The 12,643-nt window shown below is 75.0% G+C and carries 4 protein-coding genes; all 4 read right to left on the minus strand.

The genetic code is table 11. The annotated features are described in order from the left end of the window. Positions 1–829 precede the first annotated feature (829 nt). Positions 830–1,249: a CBS domain-containing protein gene (locus ACOJVX_RS13680; protein WP_026418103.1), complete on the minus strand. Its 420-nt coding sequence runs from the start codon at positions 1,247–1,249 to the stop codon at positions 830–832. A gap of 446 nt (positions 1,250–1,695) precedes the next feature. After that, entirely contained in the window at positions 1,696–3,366 is a 1,671-nt protein-coding gene (locus ACOJVX_RS13685) for an acyl-CoA dehydrogenase family protein (protein ID WP_422646803.1), read from the minus strand. A gap of 149 nt (positions 3,367–3,515) precedes the next feature. Next, positions 3,516–5,126 (minus strand): PfaD family polyunsaturated fatty acid/polyketide biosynthesis protein, encoded by a 1,611-nt coding sequence (locus tag ACOJVX_RS13690; protein ID WP_051313710.1) that lies wholly within the window; start codon positions 5,124–5,126, stop codon positions 3,516–3,518. Beyond that, positions 5,123–12,613, minus strand: coding sequence for a beta-ketoacyl synthase N-terminal-like domain-containing protein (locus ACOJVX_RS13695; RefSeq protein ID WP_418153118.1), 7,491 nt, complete (start codon positions 12,611–12,613; stop codon positions 5,123–5,125). The genes ACOJVX_RS13690 and ACOJVX_RS13695 overlap by 4 nt, the downstream gene beginning before the upstream one ends. Between the last annotated feature and the right edge of the window lie 30 nt (positions 12,614–12,643).

Raw genomic sequence — 12,643 nt, forward strand, 5'->3', positions numbered from 1 at the left:
GGGTGAGGGCGGGTGCGCGGTCCAGGCCGCGCGCGATCCACGCCGAGTCTCCTCGCCTCGCCTGAGCGGTTGCTGGTGCGGAGCTGGACGCGTGGTGCGGGAGTGAGGGCCGGACCACCGGCTCGACGCGGTCACGGGGCGGGGTGGCGGCGCGCCCTCCTCTTCGACGGGCTGAGCGGACCGTGGTCGCCTCGTCGTGGGTCGAACCCGACGCGGTGGCCGTCCCGCGGAGCGCGCGCCGCGAGTGTGACGGCGCGCGAACTCGCCAGCCGTCGACCCGGAGCCGCCTTCGATGGCTCCGGCTGGGCTCGGGACACCGCGCCCACCCGGCGGGCGCCATTCCGCCGCCAGCCGGCCGGCCACCCCACGATGGCCCGGTGGTGGCTTCCCGTGCGCGGAGCGCTCGGCGCGAACGCGGATCGGTGCGCCCCGTCGCGGAGCGCGCAACCGGTGCGGCCGCGGAGGCGCCGCCCAGCCGGGTGGCGCCGCGTGCTCACGCCTCGGCGGCGCGCGGCGCCACGTGCCGGGTGACGTGGGCGACACGCGGCGGGCGGTGGAGCGGGCTCGGTGGGACCCCGAAACGAGGAGCGCATCGCCGGTTCCGTGAGGAGCCTGGGCGGCCGAGGTCAGCCGGGACCGGCGAGCGCGTCGGTCGGCGGGCGCCTCCGGTGGGACGGGCGGAGAGCCGCGGGTGGCACCGGGTGTGGGAACGCCTGGACCCCCGCACCCGGTGCGGACGTCGCCGCCACCGCTCCGCGCTGGGCGGCTCGAAGGCGACGACCGGCGATGCCGCTCAGCGAACGGGAGCGGACGAACGCTGTCCGCCCGCTCAACCGTCGGCCGAGAGCGCCGCCACCAGCTCGCCCACCTCCGCGTCGTCGAGCGACCGGGCCACATCCGCCTGGGACACCATGCCGACCAGGGTGTGGCCGTCGATCACGGGCAGCCGCCTGACCCGGTGCCGGGTCATGGTGCGGAGGATCTCGTGCGAGTCGTCGTCGGCCCCGACGGTGACCGCCTCGCCCTGCGCGAGTTCCCCCACGTGGACCGCGCGCGGATCCTTGCCCTGCGCGAGCACCCGCACCACGATGTCCCGATCGGTGATCACGCCCTTCAACCTGTTGTCGTTACCGCAGATCGGTAGTGCTCCGACATCGAGTTCCGCCAGCCGGTTGGCCGCGTCCCGCACGCTCTCCTCGGTGGAGACACAGCGCGCGCCCGGTGTCATGATCTCCCTCGCGGTCGTCACGATCCCGCTCCCTTCGTCCTTCGAACGTCCCCTGCCCTCCTGTGGGGTACCCGTGAACGAGATCCCACACCTCGGCGCGACGGGAGCGGGGCACCGGAGCCTCGCCGATCCGGGACCGTGGCGAGGACCGCGTACGGCCAGGCGGCGTGCCTGGCCACCAGCCAGCGACCGAAGGGTCGGCACGGTGTCGTCGCCGGGCCACCGGCCGGGAACGGTGGAGCCTCCTCCACGCGCCGTTCCCGGCGGGACCGGCCCTGCCGTCTCGTCGACCGGTGTCACCGCCCGCTCGGGCTGGCCGCCCTGGCGGAGGGGTCGGGCGGCCGCCGGGGAGTGACCAGGGCACGGTGGCGCCTCCGCTCGCCGTTCCGGCCGCCGAACGGCGGCGGTCCCGGTGCCCGGCGCTCCCCCGAGTGCCACCGTGGCCCGCTGCCCACCGGCCCGGGCCGTCACCTCTGGGGCACGGCGGCCGCGAGGCGTTCGGCTGCGTCCCCGCGCGTCACCGCCCCCCTCTCGACGAGGGGCAGCGCCACCGCCGACACCAGGCGGTCGCCGTCGAGGAGGGCGCGAGCGACCACCAGTGCCTGTTCCGCCGACCTCGCGTCGAGCCGGAACCGGCCACCTCGGGCGCAGTCCAGCACCAGGTTGAGGGCGGGAGCGACCCAGTCGACCGACCCGGGAGGCAACCCGAACAGGGGGAGCCCCCGGTTGTGCCACCAGGTCAGGGTCACCGCCGCCCCGGCCCACAGCGCGCAGTGCCTGTCGACCCGGCTCGCGGTGCTCCCGGGTGCGGCCTCCCGGTCGTCGGTTCCCCGGCCCTCTGCACCGAGTTCGGTGAGCAGCGCCGTCAGCGCGGTGAGGGCGTCCCGGCCCGGGTCCCCCAGCTCGGTGAGACCGGCCTGGATGGTGGGCGCCACCTCGAGCAGTGCGGGCACCAGCGGGTCGGGACGGGCCGAGGCGAGGGTGAACGCGGCGAGCCCGAAGGGCGGAAGGTCACCGTCCAGGGCGCAGACGCGCGGCACCAGTCCGGTGTCGGCCGGCCGCCCGGCTCCTCCGACGCGGTGCGCCGCGTCCAGCCGGGTACCGAGCTCCCGCACCAGGTCCTGCGGTGAGGTGTCGACGTAGCGGGCGACGGCCAGGTCACGCCGCACCACGTCGAAGGCACGCAACGGCCCGTCGGTCAGCAGCCCCCGCATCCCGAGGACGTCCGAGCAACGGGCCACCGCCTCCGAGGTCAACTCGCCCACCAGGCGTTTGGCCAGCGCCGCACCGGTGGCGGCCCAGCCCGGCACCACCTGGGCCGCCCGGACCGCGACAGCCGAGACGAGGTCGGCGACGGCCAGCGCCGTCGTGGCCACCGCCAGATCCTGGCGGGTCACCGCGTCCGGGCCGGTCTGGAGCCGTCGATCCGCGCCGCCCACGGCGTACCCCCAGGCCAACCGCAGAGCGGTGTCGCAGCCGGCCAGGTTCGCGGCGAGGCTGACCAGCCGCACCACCTGAAGGGAACGGAGGGTGATCTCCATGCCCTCCCCCTGCCCACCGACGAGTTGGTCGGCGCGCACGGGCAGCCCGGCGAAGTGGAACCTCCCGAAGCTGACTCCCCGGAACCCGGAAGCACGGCTGTCCGAGGGGGACCGCGTGGCACGCGCCGACTCCTGATCCAGCAGGACCAGGGAGAAGGCCGCCGGCCCCCGCCCACCGTCGTGGCACAGGACGACGAGCCCGTCGGGGTCCTCCCCCAGCCCGACGAGCCACTTGCCGCCGTCGAGCCGGTGACCGCTCCCCTCCCTCCCGAGCTGGCAGCGGGTGGCGAACAGACCCGCCGTCTCCTCCTCGAGGCCGGCGAAGCCCAGCGCCCCGCCCGCCTCGGTCACAGCCAGGACCCGGGCCCGCTGGTCCGGTCGACCGGCGAGGAGGACCTGCGTCACGGCCGTGATGTTGAACATGGTGGCGGGCATGACGGTGACGTCCCGGCGGGCCGCCACCCGCACCACCAGCAGGGCCTGGTCGAGGTCCAGTCGTTCGCTGTCGTCGCGGGGCGCGAACACCCGCCGCAACGGACCGCCCGCGAGGGCGGCGAGACCGACCGGCGGCGCACCAGCGGCGTCCCTCGCGACCATGCCACCGAACCCCGCCGGGTTCGCCGGATCACCTGCGGCCCCGAGCCTCGCTTCGAGCTCGCTCGCCGGGAGGTGCCGCCTGGCCAGTGCCGCACCTGGCGTCCCGACCGCGACCGGACCGCCCACCGCACGGGTGCCCTTGCCGGGGATCACCGCGCCACCGCCCCTTCCGGGGACCGGCGGTTCAGGACGGGGGCGGGACGGTAGTCGCGGCATCCCACCGGCAACCGAACCCCGGCGGCGGCGAGCTGGGCGACCCGGGTGCTGAACGCCGCGCCCCGCAGCAGGTGCCAGGACACCTCGGCCACCCGGCGGTTCTCGGGCGCGGAGAGGTAGGTCCCCCGCACCCAGTCGTTGAAGGCACCCATCGAGGGGCCGCACCAGATCTGGTAGTCGATGGCCCGTTCCTGCCGGCCCTCGACGGCCCACCGGGACGTCAGTCCCAGGTACCAGCGGAAGACCAGCGCCATCTTCCGCTTGGGGTCGTTGCCCGCGCGTTCCACCTGCGCCGGGTCGCGCGCGGAGAAGTACTCGACCACCTCCCGCCAGACCTCGTCCACCGACCGGCGGAGCACCTGCTTCTCCAACATGGACCGCTCCGCGCTGGGAAGCTCGTGCAGACCCGAGTAGGCCCGGTAGAGCTCGGAGAGCCGTCTGGCGCGCTGGGCGAACATCGTGCCCCTGCGCAGCACCTGGAGCTCCACGCCGAGTTCGAACATGTCGGCGGCCGGGGCCATCGTGCAGTCGGCGACATCGGCGGTGCACAGGAGCCGGCGCACCCGCGCCGAGGTACCCGACTCCACGCAGGCCTGGTTGACGGAGCCGGTGACCACGTAGTCGGCTCCCAGGGTGAACGCGGCGGCCACCGCTTCCGGCGTGCCGAGGCCGCCGGCCGCGCCCAGCCTGGTGCCCGTCGCCAGCCGCTGGTCGGCACGGACGCGGTTGCGCAGCCGGTGGAAGATCGGGAAGAGCGCCAGCAGCGGCCGGCGGTCCGTGTGGCCACCCGAGTCCGCCTCCACGGTGATGTCGTCGGCCATCGGAACGACCCGGGCCAGTTCGGCCTGCTCCCGCGTGACCAGACCCCGGTCGAGCAACTCGCGCACCTTCTCCGTCGGCGGCGGCGAGAGGAACCGGCGGGCGACCTCCGGGCGGGACACCTTGGCGATCACCCGGTTGCCGACCACCACCTCACCGTTCGCGCCCCGGCTCAGGCCGGCCACCCGGTAGCGGACGACGTTCGTCGTGAGTTCCAGGAACGCCGAGGCCTCGACGCAGCGCACGCCCCTGGCGAGGTAGAGCTCGACGCAGGCGCGTTCGAGACCGCTCTCGCTCGGGCTGTGGATGAGGTTGCAGGCGAAGGGCAGCCCCGGGATCTCCCGTTCGAACCGGGTGAGCGCCCGCTCGATCCGCTCGGGCGGCAGCCCTGCCGCTCCGAACGACCCGAGACTCCCGGAACGCGCCAGCTCCACGACCAGCTCCTCGGAGCCGATACCCCCGGCCATCGCTCCCGCCATCAGCGGGTAGCGGAGTCCGTAGGTGGCGCGGAAGGCCGCCGAGCCGAGTTCGCTCGGCGGCAGCGGACCGTGGGCGGCGACCACCCCCGAGGCGGGCCGCACCGAGGTGAGGGCGTACCCGGACTCCGTGGACACCACGAAGCACGGCTCCTCCAACCGGGCCAGGACCTGGTAGATCCCGGCGGAGTCCGACCTCGTCTCGGTCCCATCCGGAGACCGGTGCTCACCGGTCGCGGACTGCGTCATGCTCGTCCTTCCTCAGGAGGTTCACCGGCCGTGCTGACCCGGACGTCCGGTTCCCGAACCTCGACGGTGACGTCGGTGAGTTCGTAGATCCGCAGCCCGGGCTTCCACACGCTCGCGTCGGCCACCACCTGGAGACGACCAGGCAGCCGACGGACGTCCTTGATGTGCGCGTCGAACAGGAGTTCCCGGTCCTGGGGGAGGACCTGGCCCCGGTACTTCCAGGACGACGTCCGCCCCACCGGGAGGGTGAACCGGGGAGACCGCATGCCGGCGGTCAGACCGGAGTCCAGGACGAAGACGCGCAGGCCCTGGAGGACGGTCTCCACGCCGAGGGAGCCCGGCATCACCGGATCCCGGTGGAAGTGCCGGGAGAAGTACCAGTCGTCGGGGCTGACCGGTCGGCGCCCTCGGAGGTAGCCACGTCCGTGGGCTCCTCCCCCGTCGACGACCTCGATGCCCTCCAGCGGGCTCAGCCGTCCCGCCCCGGCTCGGAGGGTGTCGGCGCTCGCGTCGGGCACCGGAACCCAGCGGGGACGGACCTGGGAGGCGTCCTGGGTGTCGAGCCAACTCCGGACGTGGCGGCCCGAGTCGAGTCCCACCTGGCGGGCGAGGGCCTCCCGCGTGAAGTAGCCGAACAGGGACCGCCCCGAGTAGAAGACGGTCCCCTCGACCGAGAGCTCGAACCGGAAGGACTGGAGGACGGCACCGGGCGTCTCCTCGTGGGAGAGCAACTCCGTGGAGTGGCTGATGGTGCGACCACGCGTGTCGACGTCGGCGACGAGGGTCGCCTCACCGTCCAGGTTGCGGATGGACAGCTCCGCGTCCGGGCTCCCCAACGTCGCGCCCAGGTAGTAGCCGAGCAGGATGGCGGCCTGGAGGGCGGTCTCCATGCACACGCAGTGGGGCAGGTCGGCGGTGGCACCGTCCTGGTAGTACCAGGCGTCGCGGGGTGAGTCGTACTCGGTGCGCATCCGGGAACCCGGGGTGAAGGCGCCCCTGACCCCCTCCAGGGCCATCACCCGGTCGACGAACTGGAAGTCCCCGTTGGGGATGTGGGGCGCCCCGCGCCCCCGGTGCACCTCGAACTCCGGGCCCATCGCGGTGGCCAGGTCACCGCGCGCGGCGTGCGCGAGGTGCAGTTCGTTGATCATCGCCGGTTCACCGAGGGTGTTCCGACGGCCGAGGAACGCGGTGGGGCGCCCGCCCCGCTCCGGGCGGTACGGGGTCCCCGGCTTCTCCCGCAGTCGGATCCCGAGGTCTCGGATGACCCCGACGACCCGGTCGGCCACGGTCAGCACGACGTCGGCGACCACGGTCGGTCGGGGCAGCAGGGTCAGGGTCGTCACGTCCACCCGGTAGTGCAAGGGAGGAGACCCGGGGGTGACCTGACCCCGGCAGCTGACGGTCGTCTCGAGCCCCGGAACGGGTTGGAACTCCGCGTCGGGCAGGACCAGGTGCAGGCCGAGGACGAGCGCGTACACCTGCGCTACCTGCACGGCGGCCTCGGTGATCAGGGACCCGGGGAGCACGGGGTCGTCCGGGAAGTGGGCGGCGAAGTACCAGGAGTCGGGGCGGTGGCGGAGCACCGCCCTGATCTCGCCCAGGCCCCTGCTGCCGCCGGTCCGGTCGATCGAGGTGACCTCGTCGAGGAGCAGCAGGTCGGGCCCGGGCAACCGGACCGACGGGTTGGCCCCGCCCTGGTCCCACTCCGCGCCGAGGACCTCGGCCGCGCCGCCCGGGGTGGAGAGCCGTTCCAGCTCCCGCCGGGACAGGGAACGTCGGTCGGTCCGGGCGATCGGCTTGAACCACCCGCGCTCGCCGGGTGGCGACAGTGCCCGGCGCAGCGCCTGGGCGGACAGTCCCGTCGAACCGTCGAGTTCGGCGTCCAGGAAGAAGCCCGCCGTGGCCCTGAGCAGTTCGAGCACGAGGGTGTCACCGGAGAAGCACTGGTAGTGGAAGGAGAACAGCAGGGTCTTCCCGTCGCGCACGAACCGGTCGACGGTGATCTCGTACCGGAGGGTCTGGCCGGCACGGGGCAGCCGGTCGTGGAAGACGACGGTGCTGTCGAGGAGCCGGTAGCCACGTTCACCTCGGTTGAGGGCGTCCGCCCCGAGAAGGGACAACAGGAGCAGGGTGCCCTGACCGGCCTCGATGGCCACCGCGCAGCTCAGGCTGCCATCGACGGTGAAGGGGCCGTCCTCGGGAACGTCGTACTCGGTGGTGATCCCGCAGGGGCGCAGCGCGCCGGGGGTCGCGTCGACCGAGGTCACCCGGCTGATGAGCAGGTAGGGCCTGGCCGGCAGCCGGAGGCGGCGGCGGTAGGTGTCCGCCTCGACGTGCGCGGGTCCGAAGAGGTCCTGGAGCCGGCCCTCGGCGAAGGTGACGAGGTCCTCCTGGGTCCACACCGGGGCGCCGCCGGCGCGCCCTGGTGACGTCGGACGGGGCGAACGCGGAGGGCCGGGAGGGGACTCGCCCACCGCGCCGGGACCGGCCGGTACCGGCGCGGTCATCCGTTCCGTCGCCGGACCCGCCGAACCGGGGGCGGCGAGGGTGAGGGCCGGTGGTCCGGTGTGGGCGGACCCGGCCAGCGGGTGCGTCGGTGATCCGCCGTCCTGCCGGGTGGTCAGGGCGAGCAACGCCAAGGTCTGGAGACTGCCCTGCGTCCGCAGCGCGGCGCGGTGTGCCTCGGCGACCTGGGCCGCCAGTGCTCCCAGGAGGTGGGCCCGGGGCTCGACGTCCGGCCGGATCGAGGGGGACGGCGGGCACTCCACCCTGGACGTGACGCCCGACGACGGCCCGGCCGTCGGGTGGAGCGCGGTCGGGTCGGGAAGCTGCACGAAGGGCGTCCGCTCCATGCTGATCTCATCGTCGCCAGCCGACGAGTGCTTGACGGGTGTGCGGTGGTCGGGGCGCCCCGGAACCGGCACCACCCGATCGAGTGCCCCCTCGGCGGGGCGCGGCGAGTCCCGCACCGGAGCCGGTCCCGGGGCGGCGAGCACGGGTCGGGCCGCGCGGGCGATCCGGTCGACCAGTGGTGTCCGCTGCCGCCGCACCCGCTCCGGCCACCCGGTGGGGCGCTCGACGGGGATCGGCCCGGAGGGCCCGCCGGTGAGGGCGTCGAGGCGGACCGGAACGCCGTGAGCGGCCAGCCTGGCCACCGCCGCGGCGATCGCCGCGCCAGCCGGGGCACCGCGCCGGTCCACCGACACGGCCAGGTGCTCCCGCCCGGCCAGCGTCGCCGACACCCACCGCGTGCAGGTGGCCCCGGGGCCGACCTCGACGAAGTAGCGGAAACCCTCGGCGTGGGCGCTTTCCGTCAGCCCGGCGAAGTCGACCGTCTCCGCCAGGCCGCCCGCGATCCGCCTGCCGTGGGAGGCCGCGTCACCGGCCTCCAGCCGGAGTGGCCCGCTCTCCCCCGTCCCGAACAACCTGATGCCCGGCGGGACCTCCCCCAGCGGATAGGTGTTGAGCGCGGCCAGCTCGTCGGACGCGGCGGCGACGAGCGGGCAGTGCATCACGTGGTTGGCTGGCGCCCTCGCCGAGGAGGCACCCACCCGCTCGACCAGCAGCCGGCACTGGCGGGGGTCGCCCGCCACCACGACCTCGGTGGGCGAGTTGACGTGGGTGAGGAACACCCGGTCCAGCCCGGCGAGGTGTTCCCGCACCCGGTCCGCCCGGGTCAGCAGGACGTGGGTGGACCAGATCTCGTCGTCGGCGACGGCGTCGTCCAGCTCCCACTGGTCGCGAACGAGCCGTTTGCGTCCCCGCAGCCCGTCCCGGAACAGCGCGGTCCTCGTCAGCGAGTCGTCGTCCCGTGCGGTGTGGTCCCACACCCCGGTGGCGAAGAGCATGCTGCTCTCCCCGAGGCTGTAGCCGATCCCCCCGTCGGGGGTCAGCCCGAGCTCGTCACGCAGCAGTTGGGTGTGCAGCACCGCCATGTTCGTCCCGACCACGAGCATGGAGGGGATGTCGGCGAGCAGGTCGACCTCGTGCCGGAGGAGCTCCTCCCTGGTCAACGGGTGTTCGGCCACCGGGAACAGCAGCTCGGTCCGGAACGCCGCCCTGGGTTCCCCGGCCTCCCGCTCGAACCGCTGCCGCAGGCGCGGGAACATGCGGAACAGCTCGTGCCCGAGCCCCGGGTAGCTGGTGAACGCCCCGGGGTAGACGAACGCGACCGGAGCCGGTCCGATGGGACGTGCGGTGGCGTAACTCCCCGAGGGGGTGGCCCACTCGCCACCGGACGCGAGCACCGTGGGCAGGTCCCGCTCGGCCGCCAGCAACTCGGCGAGGAGCGACTGGGCGTCGACGGCCACCAGGACCGCCCGGTGACGCCGGGCGGGCAGGCTGGTGGCGGTGTGGGCCACGTCCCTCGGGGGCGTTCCCCCGGCCAGCCGCCTCCGGCACTCGACGGCGTGGGCCACGAGTTCCTCGGGGGTGTCACCGGTGAGCCGCAGCAGGATCCGCCCGCCCCGGTCCCGCCACTCGACCGCGGGCCGGGGACGAGGCCGTTCGCTGTCGGCGAGCACGAGGTGCGCCGCGCCCGTTCCCCGGTCCGGCACGCTCAGGCTGGCCAGGCGGCGACCACCTCGCCGGGTCGGGAGCCAGGGGCGGGCGCGTCCCGGGACGACGAATCCCGTGCCGGGCACGCCGCTCAGACCGCCCGGAGCGGCCGGGAGCTCGGCGCGGTGCAGGCACCAGGCCAGTTTGACGAGGGCCGCGATGGTCATCGCGTGGGGCGCGACGCCGGTCACGGGTCCGAGGGCCCCCACGGCGGGCCGTCCGGCCCCGAGCACCGTCGACAGGCCCCTGGCCTCGACCGTCCGGTCCCGTTGCGTCCAGCCGCCGAGCTCGACGTGATCGATCTCCCCGGCGGGGACGCCGGCGGCGCCGAGTGCCGACTCCGCCGCGTCCGAGGTCGCCCTGCCCTGCTGTTCGGTTGGCTCGCCCGGGTGCCGTACGGCCACCGACCGGATCACCGCGTAGTGGTGGGTCGCCTCGTCATCCGCCCGGACGAGCACGACCGCCGCCGCCCCGTCGACGGCGGACGCGCCGGGAGCGGGGTCACCGCCGGGTGCGGGTTCCCCGGCGGGAGCGGGGTCACCGGCGGGAGCGGGGTCACCGGCGGGAGCGGGGTCACCGGCGGGAGCGGGGTCACCGGCGGGGCGGGCGTCGCCCGCGAGGTCCACACCGACGAGCAGGACGGCCTCCACCGAGGGATCGCGCAGCAGCAGCGCGGCGACCTCCACCGCCCGCGCGCCGGCCGTGTCGTCGCCGGAGAGGGTGAAGGCCGGTCCCGTCAGGTTCCGGGAGGCGGCGATGCGGCTGACCACCACGCTGCCGACGTAGCTGAGGACCTCGTTCACGCTGAGCGGCTCGTGGACGGCATCCCGCACGGCGCGTTCCAGCTCGTCGAGCTGGGCTGGTGGCGGGGCGACACCGGCCCGGTGGCATTCGGCGCGGACGCGGGCGCCGATGTCGAACCGATCCCGGTGCCGGTGGGCGTCCGGCTCCAGGTCGAGGACACCGATGACCGCGACCCGGCGCGGCTCGGGGCGGCGGCCGGGGACGCAGCGCGGGTAGCCGGCGTCGTCGAGCGCCTGGTCCGCCGCGGCGAACGCGGCGAGGTGTTGCGGGTTGGCGTTGCGCAGGTCTCCCGGCGGGACGCGGTAGGCCGGGTCGGGCGCGGGCAGGTCGCGGCCGGGCCTCCCGTGGTCGGTCGAGGCCGGGCGCCCCGGCCTGGGGACGTCGCGGAGCACGGCGTCGAGGTGTCGGACGTCGTCGAGTTCGCCGAGGCGGATGCCGAGCCCGGTGATGCCGAGCGGCGGGAGGGCCCCGGAGCCGGTCCGGGATGGTCGCGTACCCGGTCGCGGACGGGTGCCGGTCTCGGTGGCGGGTGTCCCGCCCGCTTCGTGGTCGGTCCGAGTGCGAGCCGGTTCGGGGGCGGCGGCACGGGTGGTGGGCTGGGCCTCGTGGTCCTCCTCCGGCCCCAGCCGGGTGGTGCTGGTGACCTCTGCCGTGGTCATCGCCCTGGTCAACGCGCTGGTCCGGCCGGCGGTGTCCCCCGCTGCGGGCTGCGCCCGCGTTCGCGGGGAGGGGACCGGGAGGTGGTCGCGGAGCACGAGGTGGGCGTTGATCCCCCCGAAGCCGAAGGCGGAGACGGCGGCGCGACGGGGTCGGTCCCCGGCGGGCCAGGGGCGTCCCACGCGCAGCACGCGGTCGGCGACCGCTTCGGCGTCGACCGGTCGGCGAAGCCGACCGACTCCCGGTGTGGGCGGGAGCCAGTCGTGCCGCAACGCCAGGATCACCTTCGCGAGGCTGCTGAAGCCGGCGACGGTGAGGAGGTGGCCGAGCTGCCCCTTCACGGAGCCGATGTCGGGTAGCCGACCAGCCCCGCCGAAGAACGCGGCGATGCCCGACAGCTCAGTGCGGTCCCCCAGCGGTGTTCCGGTGGCGTGGCACTCCAGGTAGTCCACGGTGGTCGGGTCCGGCCCCTGGGCGTAGGCGGCGTGGTAGGCGGCGAGCTGCCCCTCCACCCGGGGGCGGAGCGGATGGCGGCCCGCCCCGTCGCCGGCCAGCCCGACGGATTCCAGCACCGCCAACACGCGGTCGCCGTCGCGGACGGCGTCCTCGAGGCGCCGCAGCACCAGCGCCCCGGCGCCCTGGCCGGTGACGATGCCCTCGGACTCCGCGTCGAAGGGTTGGCTGCGGGCTGGGGGACGCGGGTAGGCGCCCAGGTCGGAGAAGGACAGCTGGAGCAGGAGTTCGTCCGGGACGCAGACGGCACCGGCCAGCATGGTGTCGGCGGATCCGGTGAGCAGGTAGTCACGGGCGAGCGCCACCCCGTACAGGGCGGAGGCGCAGGCCGCGTCCAGGCCGAGGCGGGGCCCGCCGAGTCCGAGGGCGCTGGCCAGGACGGTGGCGGGCCGGCCGAGGGGCCGCGCGTCCCCGGGGAGGTCCTCGGGCGGTCGGGGGGCCGCCAGCTCGGGTGCTGGTCCGCCCAGACCCGCCTGGTGCAGGCCGTGGGCCACGGCGTGCTCGATCAGGGGCCGCCGGGCCCGCACCGAGTGCGCGGTGGGGAACGCGTAGTTGCCCAGCACCAGACCGGTCCGCTCGACGGCACTCCGGTCACGGTGATCGACGCCCGCGTCCCGCAGCGCCGCGCGGGCCACGGCGAGCGGCCATCGCACGACCCTGTCCTCCTTGGCCAGCTGGTCCTCGGGGAGGTGGAGCCCGCCCAGGTCCAGCGGTGGGTCGGCCACCCAGCCGCCCAGGGTGGTCACCAGGTGGTGGTCGGGATCGCCCCACCCACCGGGGACGTCGGCCGAGGTGCCGAAGCGGGTCGCGTCGGCGGGGGTGACGGCGCTGCCCCCCGAGGTGAGGAGCCGCCACAGCTCGTCGGGGTTCCGGGCACCGGGCAGCAGGCACGCCATCCCGACGACGGCGATCTCCTGCCCGGTCATGCGAGACGACCCGGCGGTGTGGGGCATGGGAACCTCCGTGGGGACGGGGCCGTCGCC

Origin of the sequence: Actinoalloteichus caeruleus (assembly GCF_049311605.1) — a bacterium.
Classification (GTDB): Bacteria; Actinomycetota; Actinomycetes; order Mycobacteriales; family Pseudonocardiaceae; genus Actinoalloteichus_B; species Actinoalloteichus_B caeruleus.